At 35.5% G+C, this 16,323-nt stretch carries 17 protein-coding genes, 1 riboswitch and 1 other annotated feature; of the genes, 4 read left to right on the forward strand and 13 right to left on the reverse strand.

All coding sequences use genetic code 11. The features are described from left to right. The 3 genes from M014_RS27060 to M014_RS0115430 form a co-directional block, all read right to left on the reverse strand. Positions 1-467 (reverse strand): SH3 domain-containing protein (locus M014_RS27060; RefSeq protein WP_035415177.1); only part of this gene is annotated, 467 nt, incomplete at its 3' end. A 257-nt stretch (positions 468-724) separates the two neighbouring features. After that, positions 725-2,155, reverse strand: a complete 1,431-nt coding sequence (gene proS / locus M014_RS0115425) for a proline--tRNA ligase (protein WP_026592542.1) — start codon at positions 2,153-2,155, stop codon at positions 725-727. A 46-nt stretch (positions 2,156-2,201) separates the two neighbouring features. Beyond that, positions 2,202-2,412, reverse strand: a binding site (T-box leader). Between the two features lie 104 nt (positions 2,413-2,516). Further along, positions 2,517-2,801 (reverse strand): YesK-like family protein, encoded by a 285-nt coding sequence (locus tag M014_RS0115430; RefSeq protein ID WP_035415179.1) that lies wholly within the window; start codon positions 2,799-2,801, stop codon positions 2,517-2,519. A 154-nt stretch (positions 2,802-2,955) separates the two neighbouring features. On the opposite strand from M014_RS0115430, the gene M014_RS0115435 reads away from it, so the two are divergent. Both M014_RS0115435 and M014_RS0115440 read left to right on the forward strand, forming a co-directional pair. Further along, the gene (locus M014_RS0115435; RefSeq protein ID WP_026592544.1) at positions 2,956-4,269 is read left to right on the forward strand and encodes an alkaline phosphatase family protein; all 1,314 of its coding nucleotides are present in this window, start codon (positions 2,956-2,958) and stop codon (positions 4,267-4,269) included. Between the two features lie 108 nt (positions 4,270-4,377). Continuing rightward, on the forward strand, positions 4,378-5,661 hold the full coding sequence (locus tag M014_RS0115440; protein WP_026592545.1) for an MFS transporter: 1,284 nt from the start codon (positions 4,378-4,380) through the stop codon (positions 5,659-5,661). A 79-nt stretch (positions 5,662-5,740) separates the two neighbouring features. Here the strand turns inward: M014_RS0115440 and M014_RS0115445 are convergent, their stop codons facing one another. The 4 genes from M014_RS0115445 to M014_RS0115460 form a co-directional block, all read right to left on the reverse strand. Then, a complete protein-coding gene (locus M014_RS0115445; protein ID WP_081811054.1) occupies positions 5,741-5,989 on the reverse strand; it encodes a helix-turn-helix transcriptional regulator in 249 nt (82 codons plus the stop codon). A gap of 60 nt (positions 5,990-6,049) precedes the next feature. Beyond that, positions 6,050-7,291 carry an MFS transporter gene (locus M014_RS0115450; RefSeq protein ID WP_026592547.1) on the reverse strand — a complete coding sequence of 414 codons (1,242 nt, stop codon included), beginning with the start codon at positions 7,289-7,291 and terminating at the stop codon, positions 6,050-6,052. Positions 7,292-7,354: 63 nt separating this feature from the next. After that, complete coding sequence (locus M014_RS0115455) at positions 7,355-7,939, reverse strand: TetR/AcrR family transcriptional regulator (RefSeq protein ID WP_026592548.1); 585 nt, start codon at positions 7,937-7,939, stop codon at positions 7,355-7,357. 265 nt (positions 7,940-8,204) lie between these two features. Next, positions 8,205-8,447 carry a hypothetical protein gene (locus tag M014_RS0115460; RefSeq protein ID WP_026592549.1) on the reverse strand — a complete coding sequence of 81 codons (243 nt, stop codon included), beginning with the start codon at positions 8,445-8,447 and terminating at the stop codon, positions 8,205-8,207. 145 nt (positions 8,448-8,592) lie between these two features. On the opposite strand from M014_RS0115460, the gene M014_RS0115465 reads away from it, so the two are divergent. After that, a complete protein-coding gene (locus M014_RS0115465) occupies positions 8,593-8,910 on the forward strand; it encodes a hypothetical protein (protein ID WP_026592550.1) in 318 nt (105 codons plus the stop codon). A gap of 98 nt (positions 8,911-9,008) precedes the next feature. Here the strand turns inward: M014_RS0115465 and M014_RS0115470 are convergent, their stop codons facing one another. From M014_RS0115470 to M014_RS0115495, 6 genes are all read right to left on the reverse strand, one after another. Beyond that, entirely contained in the window at positions 9,009-10,550 is a 1,542-nt protein-coding gene (locus tag M014_RS0115470; protein ID WP_026592551.1) for an ABC-F family ATP-binding cassette domain-containing protein, read from the reverse strand. Between the two features lie 326 nt (positions 10,551-10,876). Next, positions 10,877-11,644, reverse strand: coding sequence for a hypothetical protein (locus tag M014_RS0115475; protein ID WP_035415183.1), 768 nt, complete (start codon positions 11,642-11,644; stop codon positions 10,877-10,879). A gap of 65 nt (positions 11,645-11,709) precedes the next feature. Next, on the reverse strand, positions 11,710-12,459 hold the full coding sequence (locus tag M014_RS0115480; protein WP_026592553.1) for an ABC transporter ATP-binding protein: 750 nt from the start codon (positions 12,457-12,459) through the stop codon (positions 11,710-11,712). Continuing rightward, entirely contained in the window at positions 12,456-13,454 is a 999-nt protein-coding gene (locus M014_RS0115485) for an ABC transporter substrate-binding protein (protein WP_026592554.1), read from the reverse strand. Before M014_RS0115485 ends, M014_RS0115480 begins: the two co-directional genes overlap by 4 nt. After that, complete coding sequence (locus tag M014_RS0115490; RefSeq protein WP_026592555.1) at positions 13,451-14,227, reverse strand: ABC transporter permease; 777 nt, start codon at positions 14,225-14,227, stop codon at positions 13,451-13,453. Before M014_RS0115490 ends, M014_RS0115485 begins: the two co-directional genes overlap by 4 nt. Beyond that, entirely contained in the window at positions 14,199-14,519 is a 321-nt protein-coding gene (locus M014_RS0115495; RefSeq protein WP_006093425.1) for an MTH1187 family thiamine-binding protein, read from the reverse strand. Before M014_RS0115495 ends, M014_RS0115490 begins: the two co-directional genes overlap by 29 nt. A 104-nt stretch (positions 14,520-14,623) precedes the next feature. Beyond that, positions 14,624-14,725, reverse strand: a riboswitch (TPP riboswitch). A gap of 233 nt (positions 14,726-14,958) precedes the next feature. On the opposite strand from M014_RS0115495, the gene M014_RS0115500 reads away from it, so the two are divergent. Then, a complete protein-coding gene (locus tag M014_RS0115500; protein WP_026592556.1) occupies positions 14,959-16,272 on the forward strand; it encodes an anaerobic C4-dicarboxylate transporter family protein in 1,314 nt (437 codons plus the stop codon). The last annotated feature ends 51 nt before the right edge of the window (positions 16,273-16,323 follow it).

The raw sequence follows: 16,323 nt of genomic DNA on the forward strand, positions 1-16,323 counted from the left end.
TAACTAATCTTCGCCCATCCATTTGCTTTTCCTAGGATTGTTACTTTTTCATTTTTTGTAACATATCCAACAATCGAACTTCCCAAAACAGGATTATTTCTTACATTTAACCGTGTTGCTGTAACAACACCTGTTTCTCTTTTTTCACTATTAATTGTTGGTTGTTGTTTTGTTTCAACATTTGGCTCTGATACTTTCATCTTTAAAAATTGTAATGAAACATAGCCTTCTTTCCCATCATGAGAAATTTTAGCCCAATCTTTTTCTTTTCCTAAAACCTGTACTGTTGTCCCTTTCTTTAATTTTCCCACAACTTTACTTTGCGTTGTCGGCTGTTCACGTATATTCAAATTCGTTGCATTCACTATCGCTGAATTTTCCTCTTGTGCAAAAGCATTTGTGGAAATAAGAGATGCTGCAGTCGCTAAAAATGTAGTTGTTATGATTTGTTTCGTTGTTTTCCTCATTTATTTATAAGAATATAAATACTTTTATATTCTTCAACCCTCCCTTGCCAAACTCAAATTACTATTTAATCTTAACACATCCACTACCGTTCCTTTTCGGTATTGCTCTATTTGTTCGTAGAAAACGAGTGAAATAATGAAAATAACATCATTTCATCCCACAAAATATATACTGTAAATTGAAACAAACATATAAATAGACCTTTATCTCAAATTTTTCAAATTCGAGATAAAGGTCTATTTGAAAACTTGTATAATTAATACGCCTTGCCCCAATACACCATATGCTCTGCTTTTTTACCACAGCATATACATTCTTGTGCTAATTCTTCTTGCTCAAATGGTATACAACGCGATGATACGCCTGCTTCTTCTTTTAATTTTTCTTCACACGCAAGCTCACCACACCACATCGCTTTGATAAATCCTTGCTTTTCATCAGCCGCTTGCTTCATTTCTTCAAAGGTTGTAACACTATACGTATTTTCATCGCGAAATGCCTTGGCTTTCTTCAATAAAGAATCATGAATCTCACTCAGTAATAATGTGATACGCTCTTCCAATTGATCCATTGATACGAACTCTTTTTCCTTCGTATCTCGTCTAACAAGTACTACTTGATTCTTCTCTATATCTTTCGGACCAACTTCTAATCGAATTGGAACCCCCTTCATCTCATACTCATTAAATTTCCAGCCTGGTGTTTTATTGCTAGCATCTATTTTTATGCGGACAACTTTTTGAATACGCTCTTGTAACTGGATTGCCTTTTCTAATACCCCTTCTTTATGCTGAGCAATTGGTACAATGACAACTTGTATTGGCGCTACTTTTGGTGGCATCACTAGTCCATTATTATCGCTATGAACCATAATAAGTCCACCGATCATTCTGGTTGATACTCCCCAAGATGTTTGATGTACATATTGCCATTTTCCATTACGATCTAAAAATTTAATGTCAAACGCTTCAGAGAAATTCGTACCGAAATTATGAGACGTTCCTGTTTGAAGTGCTTTTCCATCATGCATTAAACTTTCAATCGTATATGTTGCTTTTGCCCCTGCAAATTTTTCTTTTTCCGTTTTCTGCCCTTTAATTACCGGAATTGCTAAGTAGTCCTCACAGAAAGAAGCATATAGTTTCAAAATGTTTAAAGTTTCTTCTTGAGATTCTTCTGCCGTTTCATGAATTGTATGACCTTCTTGCCATAAAAACTCGGTTGTGCGAAGAAATGGTCTCGTCGTTTTCTCCCAACGAACAACTGAACACCACTGATTGTATAATTTCGGTAAGTCATTATAAGACTGAACAATTTTTGAGAAATGCTCGCAAAATAATGTTTCAGATGTTGGACGCACACAGAGCCTTTCTGCTAACTTCTCATCTCCTCCATGTGTAACCCACGCTACTTCAGGAGCAAACCCTTCCACATGATCCTTCTCTTTTTGAAGTAAACTCTCTGGAATAAACATTGGCATATACACATTTTCATGACCAGATTCTTTTAATTTCTCATCCATCACTCGCTGCATATTTTCCCATAATGCGTATCCGTATGGCCGTAAAATCATACAGCCTTTTACACTTGAATAATCAACAAGCTCTGCTTTCTTCACAATATCGGTATACCACTGAGCAAAGTCTTCTTCCATTTTCGTAATGGCTTGTACTTGTTCTTTTGCCATATTCATTCTTCCTCCTTTAGAAAATAAAAAAAGCCCGTGTCCCCAAAATAGGGACCGAGCTTTTGCCGGCGTTACCACCCTGATTCATGTACAAATAAATTTGTACATGCTCTCTTTTTGATAACGGGAACTTCCCGCTGCACATGCAGAACGCAAAGGTAGGTTCCATATCGCCTTTTTAAGAATCTCGCAGCCAAATGGATTCTCTCTCTGCAAAAAAGGTGGGACATGTACTAATCCTTTTTCATCGTTATAACAAGATAAATTTGTTGAATATCATAATATAAATTCCATTTTAAAACAATAGCTAATTTTCTTATTTTTATATATTCTTTTCACTTTTTTCTGTTTTATACTAAGTCTACACATAGGTTTTTCGAAAGAGTTTCATAATTTGATGAGTAATCATACCGATAAGTGTTCCCACTAAAACAAGGAAACATGCAATACCGTAACCCATTCCATCCCATCCGCCAATAGCGAAGATTGTAACTGGAAAGAAAGCTAAACAAATAAGAATTAAAATAAGTGCAAATATAATATCAAACGATTTCTGTGGAAATTGCTTCTTTAATAAAAATGAAACAGTAAATACAATAAAGATTGTCACAGCTCCAATTATAAAAAACACTTCAAATCCATTCATGCCATTCCCTCCTTCCATTCATTCCCTTATAATTTATTATATGTTTTAAAATTCTAAAAATAAACAATAAACTTTCTTTAAGAATAAATTTTTGTGACCAGGTATTAATAGTAATATATGATAATAGATTATATATAATTAGGAGGGATATATAATGGAAAAGCCATTAACAAACCATGTAATTGTTTTATCTTTTGACTGCTTATCAGCTTTAGATCTGCCTATATTACAAGAGCTCCCTCACTTTCGTTCTTTAATCAAACGAGGTGCAATTGCAAAAAAAGTAGAAGCCATTTATCCTTCTGTAACATATCCCAGTCATGCCACGATCGTAACTGGTAACTATCCTAACAAACATGGTGTTGTAAATAATACATTACTTCAGCCCGGCAAGGAATCACCAGATTGGCATTGGTATCGTCGTTCTATTAAAGGAACAACATTATATGACGAGGCACGAAAAGCAAATTTAACAACTGCTGCCCTTTTATGGCCTGTTACCGGAAGAGCAAAGATTGACTACAATTTACCTGAAATCTTTCCAAATAGACCGTGGCAAAATCAAATTCTGGTTTCATTATTTAGTGGCAGCCCATTGTATCAACTAGATTTAAATCATCGTTTTGGCCATATTAGAAACGGATTGTCACAACCTGAACTTGATGATTTCGTTCTCGCTTCCGCTGTGTACACCATTCAAACAAAAAAACCTAATGTTATGTTTGTTCATTTTACAGATTTAGATACACAAAGGCATTATTACGGATTTTCTTCTAAGGAAACAAGGGCTGCTATCCATAGGCACGATGAAAGACTAGGAAAAATTATTCATGCATTGAAAGATAGTAACATATACGAGGAATGTACCATTATCGCCCTTGGTGATCATAGCGCTCTAAGTGAAAACAAAGCAATTCAACTAAACGTTCTTTTTCATCAAAAGGGACTCATCTCTGTTAATAAAAAAGGAAAATTACTAGATTGGAAAGCTTATTGTCAAAGCTGTGATGGCTCCGCTTACGTGTATGTAAAGGATAAAAATGATATCCACACTATACAAACTGTCCGACGTCTTCTTGACGAACTTCTTCAAGATAAACAAAATGGAATTGAATTTATACTCCATGATGAAGATGCAAAAGACCGCGGTGCAGATGCAAATTGCCTTTTTATGCTTGAAGCACGTGAAGGCTATTACTTCACCCAAAACTATACAGGAGACTTTATAAAGGAAATCACGGAAAAAGATGTAACCCCTAGTAAAAAATACACGTTTGGTGCACATGGCTATTCTCCAATAAAACCAAACTATGAAACCATCTTCATGGCTGCTGGAAAAGGCATTCGTCAAGGTACGATTATTCCCTATATGCGTCTCATTGACGAAGGACCTACCATCGCACGGTTACTCGGATTACACCTTGGTGAAACCGATGGAACTGTAATAGAGGATTTACTTCAATTGTAAAGAAATGTGTATATATGTAAAAATTACGTAAAACTTATCTCTGTTTCTCTTTTTACAACTTTTATTTTTGTACACTATTGTTAGAACAAACTTAAGGAGGAACACTATATGAAGAAAATGTCCAGGCAAGAAAAAAGCTGGATATTGTATGACTGGGCAAACTCGGTATATTCTCTCGTCATTACAACTGCACTATTTCCTATTTATTTCAAAGCTGCAGCAAAAGAAGCAGGTCTGTCCGGAGCGACCTCAACAGCTTTTTGGGGATATGCAAATTCTTTCGCTACGCTTTTAATTTCTATCCTTGCCCCTATTCTCGGTACAATTGCCGATTATAAAGGATTTAAAAAGCGCTTTTTCACATTCTTTTTTGGACTCGGTATTATATTTACAAGTATGCTAGCTGTTGTGCCAACTTCACAGTGGTATTTACTACTAGGTTGCTATATGCTCGCCTTAGTTGGATTTGCTGGAGCAAACATTTTCTATGATGCATTTTTAATAGATATCACAACAGAAGATCGAATGACTCGGATTTCGACTCGGGGTTTTGCATTAGGCTATATCGGAAGTACAATTCCTTTTATTGGATGCATGACTCTAATTATCCTTGCCCAAAAAGGAACAATCCCATTATCAGTTGGTATTGCCAGTCAAATTTCCTTTGCAATTACAGCTCTTTGGTGGGGATTATTTACGATTCCGATGCTCAAGAATGTGGAACAAACGCATTATATTGAACGTCACCCAAAACCCATCACAATGAGCTTTAAGCGCTTAGCTAATACCTTTAAAAATATCCGTCAATATCGCACTGTATTTTTGTTCTTGCTTGCTTATTTCTTCTACATTGATGGCGTCGATACAATTATTACAATGTCCACAGCTTATGGCACAGACCTTGGTATCAGTGCGACAAACTTACTTATTATTTTATTTGTAACACAAATTGTTGCTTGTCCATTCGCCTTGTTGTATGGGAAACTATCTGAAACGTTCAAAGACAAGAAAATGATATATGTCGGTATTATTATTTATATCATTATTTGCATATATGCTTATTTCTTAAAAACAACTCTCGACTTTTGGATTTTAGCAATGTTAGTTGCAACTTCTCAGGGCGGGATTCAGGCACTCAGTCGCTCCTATTTTGCAAAGTTGGTACCAAAAGAATCTGCAAACGAATTCTTCGGATTCTATAATATTTTCGGTAAGTTCGCAGCTATTATGGGACCCCTATTAGTCGGTGTAACAACTCAGCTAACTGGAAGAACAAATGCTGGTGTACTAAGCATTATCATTTTATTTATACTGGGCGGATTCATACTAACACGCGTACCGGAAAATGTGGCTTCTGTTACACCACCTACTCCAAAATCAGAAACACTATAAGAGAAAATGTCCCTTTCTGCATGCAGAAAGGGACATTTTCTCTTATTCCATCGATACCTTTTCACCACTAAAATTTTCACTACTTATACAAAAATAATTGATCAACCGTCGTCCCTAATACTTCTGCTAAACGAAATGCCAAGGCTAAACTTGGATCATATTTATTATTTTCAATTGCATTTATTGTCTGCCTTGATACTTTACATTTATCAGCTAATGCACCTTGTGAAATATTATTTTCAGTGCGTAATGCGCAAATTTGATTTTTCACATCATTTCTCCTAACCTGTAAAATCCTTTTTACAACATCAGTATATATTCGGTACATATAGTTGTCAAAAAATTCCCATACAAAAAAGAGCCTAAGGCGCCTTTTCCAGTAAAATTCCTACATCAAAGAATCCGTAATCCCCTTTTGATTCGTATCCTCTTTTTTATTTCTGGCTTCTTCATTTATTCTCATACGTAAAATTGGCAAAATCGCGAGTAGAATAAGTGACATCGCTATACAAAATACAATAATAAGTGAGGTCGCTTCTTTTAATCCCCCAGCTAGTGAATTTCCAAGTAACATAGTTCCCATAAAAAGCGGTAAAATCGTACCATTTACACGCCCTACCATATTCTCTGGTACAAGCTGAATCATAAGCGTTCCAACAACAACGTTAACACAAGCTAAGCAAATTCCCGTTCCCAATCGCATCAAACTAGTAACCCAAAATGATGTAGACAGTCCTTCTACTAGAAGTGACGTAGCCAATACAATCATACCAAACACAAACATTTTTTTCGGATGTACCTTTGAAGCAAAAACTGCTGCAACGACGCCTCCAATTAGCATACCTATCCCGTCAGCTGCTGCTAAATATTGAACGGCCTCCTTTTCCATACCTAATCGTTCAATAACAAGAAATATTTCTAATGGATTTGTTAGCCCTACTGCTAAACCCATAATTGCAAAAGTAATTGTAATCATACATAAATTTTGGGTTTGAAGGACATATCTCCAGCCCTCTTTTATATCATTCCATAATGAAATACTCTCCGTTCTCTCTTTTTCAACCCATCTGGGTAAATATGAAAGAGTAATAGCAGATAACACGAATAAGCCGATTAAACTATATAGTGATGCGAACAATCCAAGTTGTGTATATACAATCGAACCTACAACTGGACCAAAAATTAGAAATAACGACTGTAACGTTTGGTTAATAGCAATTGCGTTTGCAACATGTTTTTCTTCTACGTAACGTTTAAATATACGTGACGATGAAGGCTGAGAAAATTGCCCAACAATTGCTGAAACAAGAGTTGCAAAAAATATAGCCTGCCAATAATCCATTTTTAACAGTGAAATAATCCCTATAATGGATAACATACTTAGCATATCTCCAGCTACCATCGTTCTCTTAGGATTCCAACGATCTGCTAGCGCACCACCAATGAAGGAAAAAATAAAAATAGGTGCATATTCCATAACCGATAATAATGAAACTGAAACAGGATCATTATTTGTTCGCTCCATAATGAAATACAACAATGCCATATTTCGAATCCAAATCGCAAACTGCTGTAAAATATCAGACGCCATAACAAGCATAAATGCCCGATTTTTAAATAACTCTTTCATGTTATTCCTCCCTTTATAAACCGACCGTTCAGTCTAAATTAATATGAAAGAAAAGCTGCTGATTTATGATTCAGCTGCCAGTCCTTGTAATAATACATCAATTGCTTTTTTGTAAATTCGCTTCATTTCTACAGAATCTAACTCGTAGTAAAGTACACCAAGCCCAGATAGTAAACCATTCACAATATACATAAGATCCCGGATATCTCCTTGACGGAATTCTCCAGATTTTATGCCTTCTTCAATTAATTTCTCAAAAACACCATATGATTCTCTTGCTAGAACAAGCATTTCATCTAAAATCTCTTTGCTTACAACTTGACTCATGGAAAACTCTTCAACTGCACTAAAAATTGGATGCTGTGTATCCTCTACATGGTACTCTGCAAGTCCATATAATTTCTCGGTACTCGTATGATACTGTTTTTCTTTTTCATTCCACTTTTCAAGCCAATCATACGTATGTTGTCTTACCACGAATAAAAATAATTCTTCCTTACTTTTAAAATGATAATAAATGCTACCTTTACTACGTTCTGTAATTTCGCAAATGTCTTCCATAGATGTTGCAGCGTATCCTTTTTGTGAAAATAACTCTTCCGCTTGGTACGCTATTTCCTTTTTTATCTCTTCTGCACTCTTTCTCATGTTCACACCTCACAAAACCGACCGTTCAGTCTAATAATAACAAATATATAGCCTCTATTACAAGAGGCTATATTCCTTATTTAGGAAAATGTATTTTCAAACCAGATTCGAGGTATATGAATAACTCCAATCTTAAAACCAATTTTGACAATAAATACTCTACCGGCAACTAATCAAACGTTTGTTTAGCTGATTCTATACGAGTTCAAGTCCACTAATCAAACGTTTGTTTAAAAAGAAATACGCCCATAAAGAGCGCTTCTCCTTAATCTCCACCGCCGCCACAGCTACCGCCGTCACCGCCTGAAAAACCGCTATCGCCTCCAAAAGAACTTCCGCAATCATGTGAACTATCATTATCTGATCCTGCAAAGAATACTGGTGTAGAAGCAGTACTATCACCATTACCTGTTTTATAAAGATTTACTTTTCGTTTATTTTTCTTGATCGATTTGGCAATCATTCCAATTAATACTAAAAACAATAATGTTGCTATCACAAAACCCACATAATCCCCCCTTACATATTTTTACTATTATTTTACATGAAAATTTTAAATGGTACCACAATATGGTATACAAATGATACTCAGAATTAATATACTAAATAACAGTAAATACTTTATACATACAAACGAAAAGAGGTTACATTGTATGCACGAAAATCATGCTATACAAACTCTACTATTATCCCAGATAGAAAAACTAGCCCAATCCTTTCATTACGATTTTTTATATGAGGTTGCACAACAAAAAACGCTCTGCCAAATTCTTTTAAGAGATGATAATGGATCAATTGTAGCAACACCACTTAGTTTTCATATGTTAATAAACGAAGTTGCTGGGAAAGGTGAACTGATTTTTTATCACGAACATGGTGAATTTCATCGACAAAAATTTGACATTTATACGGAAGATAGCATTGTTAAATTGCTACTATTCATCCAAGAACGATTACAAGTAAACCAGTAAATAATACGAAAGCAGCCACGTAACACGTAGCTGCTTTCATAATTTCTCACTAAAATAATCTATCCCTCACCCATTACACTTCCAAATAAATTTCCCTCTTATCTTTTAGTAACATCCATTTCCTCCAGATTCCAAACTCGAGTCACCCAAGACTCATAAAAAGAAGGTTCATGAGAAACAAGTAAAATCGTTCCCGTGTATTGCTCTAATGCTTCCTTTAATGCCTCTTTCGCATATATATCTAAATGATTCGTTGGTTCATCTAAAATTAAAAAATTGCTTTTCATTAGCATCAGCTCACATAAACGTACTTTTGTCTGTTCTCCGCCACTTAAAGAACATAGAGATTGCCGAATATGATCTGCCTTTAACCCACATCGTGCTAAAGATTGCCGAATTTCTTTTTGCGTCATATCCGGACGCCTTGACCATACTTGCTCAAGTGGTGTAATTTCAGCTGCAAACTCTTCTTGCGCAAAATATGCAGGCTGTACTCTCTCTCCAATATGAACTGCTCCGCTTAATGGTTCTAGTTGCCCTAGTAACGTTTTTAACATTGTTGTTTTTCCAATTCCATTATGACCAACAATTGCAATCTTTTCGCCTCTTTTCACTTGTAAATTAAAAGATGAAAATAATGGTTCCGCATAACCAATTTGAATCTGTTTTGCTTGTAATATACGGCTCACAGGCTCAGTGTGAATGCTGAAATGAAAATACGGCTTTGTTACATCGTTAGGCTTTTCAACCTTTTTTATTTTCTCCAATACCTTTTCACGACTTTTTGCTTGTTTCGCTTTTCGAATTTTATTTTTTTGGATAAAACTCTCTAAATTTGCAATGTCTTTTTGCTGTCTTGTATAAGCTACTTGTAATTGTTGCTTCTGAAGTTGGTAGCTTTCTAAAAACCTTTCATAATTTCCTGCGTATCGCTTTATTGTTTGCCCTTCTAAATGATAAATAACATTTGTAATGTGATTTAAAAATGACTCATCGTGTGAAACGACAATGTAAGCATGCTCATACGCTTGTAAATATGCCCTTAACCAATCAATATGAACTGTGTCTAAATAATTCGTTGGCTCATCCAGCAATAAGACATGTGGTTTCTCTAAAAGAAGCTTTCCAAGTAATAACTTTGTACGCTGGCCGCCACTTAGTTTTGAAACATCTTTTTTCATACCTAAGTCTAATAAACCTAAGCCAGCTGCTACTTCTTCTATTTTTGTATGAACTTGATAAAAATTTGAGCCTTCCAATATATTTTGTAATTCTCCATATTTCACTAATAACTTTTCTAACTCCGTTTCCTTTCCCATCTTTTCAGCAAGTGTTACCATTTCACGTTCAATTTCATAAAGATGAGAAAAAGCGCTTTGTAAATATTCTTCAATCGTTGTTCCCTCTTGTAAATCAATATGTTGCTGTAAGAAACCGATCTTCACATGTGGAAACCATTCAATCGTTCCAGCATCAGGCAAAATTTCTCCTGTTAACAGCCGAAGCAATGTTGACTTTCCTGCACCATTATTTCCAACAAGTCCAACATGCTCCCCTTGTAATAATCGAAAACAAGCATTATATAAAATGGTTTTATCTCCATACGTATGCATAAGATTTTCTACTGTTAATACGCTCATTTTTGTTCTCTCCTTTTCTTTATAACTAACAAGCCAAATAGAGAGAACAGCAAAATAAAGATCTTATTTAATTGTGTATACATGAAAAAATGGGTAAGGTGAATACACCTTACCCATTACAATTTCACTTTATTATCGTAAAAAAGGATTAAGGTTCTTTACCTGCTGTCTTCAATTTGGCCTAAACTTTAAAAATGGGCAGACTCCTCCCATATCAAGCTAAAACCATTTGAAGAACAGTTGATAAAGTCATTTTATCCTTTCACTCCTTTGTAAATCATTATTGTTCTATAACAAGCATATACCATGCTCTTATATTTTATTCGTTATAAATCTGTTTGTTCCTCTTTTTCACTAAAAATTTCTTCATACATTTTCTCCATTACATATGGACTTGTAAAATCAAAAGTTAATGATTTCCACATATGGATTCTTCTCTGCAATTCTACTCCATACTCTTTACTTGCTATCTTCTTTACTTCTGGAACGTGCTCTTCTTCCTCAAATTGTTTTACCGACTTCTGTTCACCTGTTGTATAATCTGTTAAACAGCTGATAACTCCTCGGCCATGTTCTTGTGATTGTTCTTCTAAATCAAACAGAATTGTATGTATACATCCAGTTACAAGAAACATTTCTCGATGAAGATTTCCTCTTGCTTGCTTATTCATCATTCGATAAAAAGTATTTTTCAATTCATAAAACGTATCTTTCGTATCAAATTCATCATATTTCTTACGAAGCAGCATAATTTTGGCTAACTCCGCTCTTGCGTCCATACATTTTAATAAATCTGTTACGAAAGACATCGCATGCTCTACGTATCCTTTTTGAATCATAGAATCTGTAAATTCATCGAATATCTGCTCGAATTTCCCTACTAAAAAATTCCCCGTCAATTCTGGTGTTTCTTCTAAAAATTCGTTACGTAATTTCATAAAGTCAACTAGCTTTTCCACTTCTTCTGCTGTTACATCGGAATCTTCCACCAAACCAAGCTGCATCATGCTAATCTTGTTCTTCAATTGCGGCTTTATCTCTTCTACACTATTTACGTTTAATTCATCTATCATTTGTTGAATTGTTTTATCCATCATATCTCCTCCATACAAAAAGCCTCTTAACAATCATTATACCAAAAATTGTTAAGAGGCTTTTTTTACTTCCGCATATAAGGAGCTAATATCCCTAAAATCTCTGCTTTATCTTCTTTTAACTCAAGGGATGTTAACATATCCATCGTTCGAGGACGAGGTAAATTAACCTTCACCTCACCTACAATTGTTGCTGGTCTTTGTGACATAATGAATACACGATCAGATAACAGAATCGCTTCATCTAAGTCATGCGTTACCATTACAATCGTTTGCTTCTCTTGATGCCATGAATCTAAAAGCCAATGATGCACTTCCATTTTTGTAAATGCATCTAACTTACCAAACGGTTCATCAAGTAACATAATCGGCTTTTCACATAAATAAGTACGAAGAAAACTAATCCGCTGACGCATACCACCAGACAATGCATCTGGATGATGATTTGCATATTCAGCTAAACCAAACTGCTGCAAGGCTTCCATTCCTTCTGCAAGTCGCTCTTTCTTTGGCTTCCCATCAATTTCTAATGGAAGAACAATGTTTTGTAGTGCTGAGCGCCACGGAAGCAATAGATCTTGCTGCGGCATATAGCTTACAATATCCTGTTTTTGAACAAGAGTATCGTTGTAAATTACCTGACCACTAGTCGCCTCTTCAACGCTCGCAATCAGATTTAATAACGTACTTTTCCCGCAACCACTTGGGCCTACAAATGAGACAAACTCACCTTCTTGTATAGAAGCGCTAATCTTTTCTAGTACATTTTTTCCATCAAATGCTTTCACAACATCTTTTATTTGTAATCCGCTCATTTTTCACTTGGAAGGAATTCATTTGTAAATGCATCTTTTACATCAATTTTCTTTTTAATCACTTTATTATCGTGTAAGAAATTCATGTAATTCGTCCAAACTTCTTCCTTCTGTACTCCCCATGCTTTCGCATCATCTTGATACTTCGTGCTTAACCACTTTTGACTCTCTTGTACTAACTCTTTATTAATGTCCGGTACATTTTTTATTAAAATATCAGCTGCTTCTTTTGGCTCTTTAATTGCAAAGTTATATCCCTCTGCCGTTGCGTTCATAAATTTTTTCACAAAATCCTTATTTTGTTTTGTGTTCTTTTCACTTGTGATAATGACAGGGCTATAGAAATCTAATGCTGGATCTAGACCTTTTACCATGATTGTATTTAATTCTTTTCCTTGTCGTTTTGCTTCAATACCGTCCCAGCCATAATAAATCCATTCAAAATCTGCATCTCTACCAATTGATTTAAAGAAATCTGTTTGTCCAAGAACGATCTTTTCTACTTTATTAAAATCAGCTTGATGTTTATTCATAATTGTTTTCAGTGTTGCTTCTTCTGCTGGCGCTCCCCAACCCCCATAACGCTTTCCTTCAAAATCTTTCGGAGAAGTAATATTATCTTTTTTCAACGATGCAAATGCAGATGTGTTATGTTGAATAATTGCTCCAATCGAAACAACTGGTATTCCTTCAACACGAGCTGATGTTACATTTTCTTGATAACTCACACCGAAATCCGCTTTTCCTGATGCAATCATTTGCTCTACCGATACGTTATCACCAGGCTGAATAATTTCTACATCTAAACCTTGCTTTTTATAGTAGTCTTTCGTCTTTGCTACATATAAACCAGTATGGTTTGTATTTGGAAACCAGTCCAAAACAACTTTTACTTTCTTTTCCTTATCTGTACTCTCTTCTTTCTTCGCTGCATTACAACCGACAACACCAACTGCAAGTATTGCGGCTAGCATAACTTTCAAACCTTTTTTCATTTTCTGCCGTCCTTTCTGTATATCCATGGTGCTGTTAGTCTTGCCATAAATTCTACAATAAAATACAAGAACAATGTGACCATGACAATAATTGCTGCGATACCAAATACACGAGCTGTTAAAAAGGATTTTGTTGCACGCGTAAGCATGACACCTAATCCTTCACTCGCACCAAGCCACTCCCCAATAATTGCTCCCATCACACTATATGTAACAGCTATTTTTAGTCCTGAGAAAAAATACGGGAGCACAGCTGGGAATTTTACCTTCTGATAGATTTGCCATTTCGACGCTCGCATTGTTTGTAGTAACTTGAGCATATTTTTATCTACTGTTTGAAAACCTTCTAAAATACTAAGAGCAATTGGAAAGAAACAAACAAGAATAACGACCATCACCTTTGGAAGCATGCCATATCCAAACCAAATAATAAATAAAGGTGCTAGCACGACAATCGGAATGGTTTGTGAAATAACGAGTAACGGATTAATTAACAAACGAAACAATGGAATAACGTCCATAATAATTGCAATACTCGTTCCAAGTAAAATCGCAAAGAATAATCCGATGATAACTTCTTGCAATGTTTGTATTATATTTGGTAGTAATAAATCCTTCATTCCAATCAGTTCCTGTACAATAGCAGAAGGTTTAGGCAAAATCCACTGTTCAATTTGAAATAATGAAACAGATCCTTCCCATATGGCAATGAGAAGGATTAGCCAAAGCGCTGTAATTGTTATATTAGATCGTTTCTGGTTTTTCATATTCATCACGGTACTTCCAAACTTTCTCATCAATCGTTACACCAGTGCTTGGACGATAATGAATTTTAATAGACGTAATCACTTCTTCTGCCCCAGCATCAACACAAGCTTGTTGTGCACGTTTGATCACGTCGAGAAGCACATCTAATTCTCCTTCTAGCGTTGTTTCCATCGCACCTACTTCATAACGAACACCAGATTGTTGTACGACTTCAATTGCTTTATCAACAACGGCATACACATCTTTCGTTTTTGCTTGTGGTACGACTGAAAATGAAATGGTAACTTGTTGTGACATACTAAAATCCCCCTTGCAAAATATGTTTTGTAAAAAGAAAAGGCTTTCCCACGAAATACGTAGGAAAGCCTTGCATGCAAGTTATTATACAATAACATCTGCTTACATCACTTTAAGTAACTCCCTACGCTGGCATTATCCAGATCAGGTTGAGGGTCGATGCTCACTTACATCCTCTCAGCCAATTGGCTCCCCGGTTTTAATTCGTTTTCATTGTAGCATGATTTATTTTTTCAAACAAACAAATCACATTTTTTCATCACTTTACACTTAATTTTCTTGAAATAATGTCACAAAATGTAGTGAATGTTACTTTTTACGTGTTATATAATAAAAAAGGTTTATATAACAACTTTCTCTTTGTTTAATTTAATAATTATCAGTTAAATTTAAATTATTCAAAAATATCTTACCATATGAATTTCGGAGGTAGTTTATCATGTTTTGGCTACAATTTCTTACCTTGCTTCTCTGTATTTTTATCGGTGCACGCCTTGGTGGAGTTGGACTAGGAGTAATGGGCGGAGTTGGTATGGCAATACTCGTATTTGTCTTCCACTTACAACCAACAGCTCCTCCTATTGACGTTATGCTGATGATTTTAGCAGTCATTACAGCTGCGGGTGCCCTGCAAGCTGCGGGTGGAATGGATTATCTTGTCCATCTCGCAGAAAAAGCACTACGTAAAAATCCAAAGCGCATTACATTCTTTGCTCCTATTGTAACTTATTTATTTACGTTATGTGCTGGAACTGGTCACGTTGCCTATTCTGTACTTCCTGTTATCGCAGAAGTATCACGAGAGTCAGGAATTAGACCGGAACGCCCAATGTCCATTGCCGTAATCGCTTCACAACAGGCAATCACAGCAAGCCCAATCTCAGCTGCAACTGTGGCCCTATTAGCGATGCTAGCTGATTATAAAATTACATTGTTAGATATTTTAAAAGTAAGTATTCCTTCTACTTTTATCGCTTGCATGCTAGCTGCTTTCGTTGCAAGCAAAATGGGTAAAGAGTTAAATGAAGACCCAGAATACTTAAAACGATTGAAAGAAGGCATGATTCCGAAACTTGAAGAAAAGAAAGAATTTATCGGTGCAAAAGGTGCCAAGTTATCTGTTATTCTTTTCTTATTCGCTACACTTTTTGTTGTCCTTCTTGGTTCATTCGAAGCACTTCGTCCAGGATGGATGGTAGATGGAAAATTAGTGCGTCTTTCAATGCCAAATACAATTGAAATGGTTATGCTTACAATTGCTGCTCTTATTATTATCTTCTGTAAACCAAATGTAGAAAGCATTGTATCTGGTAATGTCTTTAAAGCAGGCGCTACAGCTGTTGTTGCAATCTTCGGTATCGCTTGGATGGGAGACACATTCTTCAACGGAAACTTAAATACGATTCAAGGATCGATTCAACACTTAGTAACAAGTGCACCATGGTTATTTGCTATTGCATTATTTATTCTATCTATTTTACTGTATAGTCAGGCAGCAACAGTACGTGCGTTAGTGCCACTCGGATTATCACTTGGTATTTCACCAGCACTTCTTATTGCGATGTTTCCTGCAGTAAACGGATATTTCTTCATTCCGAACTACGGAACAATTGTTGCTGCGATTAACTTTGATCGCACAGGAACAACACGTATTGGTAAATATGTATTAAATCATAGTTTTATGATTCCTGGTTTGGTTGCAACATTTACCTCCATCGGAATTGGAATGCTACTCATTTCAATTATGTTTTAACATATAAAAGCACAAACTTTTTTCGAATAAAGTTTGTGCTTTTTCATTTAA

It is taken from the genome of Bacillus sp. UNC437CL72CviS29, assembly GCF_000482345.1.
GTDB lineage: Bacteria > Bacillota > Bacilli > Bacillales > Bacillaceae_G > Bacillus_A > Bacillus_A arachidis.

Coding starts and splice junctions, on each gene's coding strand:
- M014_RS0115445 (WP_081811054.1), bottom strand. CDS start 5,989: ATGTACCGAATATATACTGATGTTGTAAAAAGGATTTTACAGGTTAGG.
- proS (WP_026592542.1), bottom strand. CDS start 2,155: ATGGCAAAAGAACAAGTACAAGCCATTACGAAAATGGAAGAAGACTTT.
- M014_RS0115435 (WP_026592544.1), top strand. CDS start 2,956: ATGGAAAAGCCATTAACAAACCATGTAATTGTTTTATCTTTTGACTGC.
- M014_RS0115455 (WP_026592548.1), bottom strand. CDS start 7,939: ATGAGAAAGAGTGCAGAAGAGATAAAAAAGGAAATAGCGTACCAAGCG.
- M014_RS0115500 (WP_026592556.1), top strand. CDS start 14,959: ATGTTTTGGCTACAATTTCTTACCTTGCTTCTCTGTATTTTTATCGGT.
- M014_RS0115450 (WP_026592547.1), bottom strand. CDS start 7,291: ATGAAAGAGTTATTTAAAAATCGGGCATTTATGCTTGTTATGGCGTCT.
- M014_RS0115470 (WP_026592551.1), bottom strand. CDS start 10,550: ATGAGCGTATTAACAGTAGAAAATCTTATGCATACGTATGGAGATAAA.
- M014_RS0115490 (WP_026592555.1), bottom strand. CDS start 14,227: ATGAATATGAAAAACCAGAAACGATCTAATATAACAATTACAGCGCTT.
- M014_RS0115485 (WP_026592554.1), bottom strand. CDS start 13,454: ATGAAAAAAGGTTTGAAAGTTATGCTAGCCGCAATACTTGCAGTTGGT.
- M014_RS0115480 (WP_026592553.1), bottom strand. CDS start 12,459: ATGAGCGGATTACAAATAAAAGATGTTGTGAAAGCATTTGATGGAAAA.
- M014_RS0115465 (WP_026592550.1), top strand. CDS start 8,593: ATGCACGAAAATCATGCTATACAAACTCTACTATTATCCCAGATAGAA.
- M014_RS0115440 (WP_026592545.1), top strand. CDS start 4,378: ATGAAGAAAATGTCCAGGCAAGAAAAAAGCTGGATATTGTATGACTGG.
- M014_RS0115475 (WP_035415183.1), bottom strand. CDS start 11,644: ATGGATAAAACAATTCAACAAATGATAGATGAATTAAACGTAAATAGT.
- M014_RS0115430 (WP_035415179.1), bottom strand. CDS start 2,801: ATGAATGGATTTGAAGTGTTTTTTATAATTGGAGCTGTGACAATCTTT.
- M014_RS0115495 (WP_006093425.1), bottom strand. CDS start 14,519: ATGTCACAACAAGTTACCATTTCATTTTCAGTCGTACCACAAGCAAAA.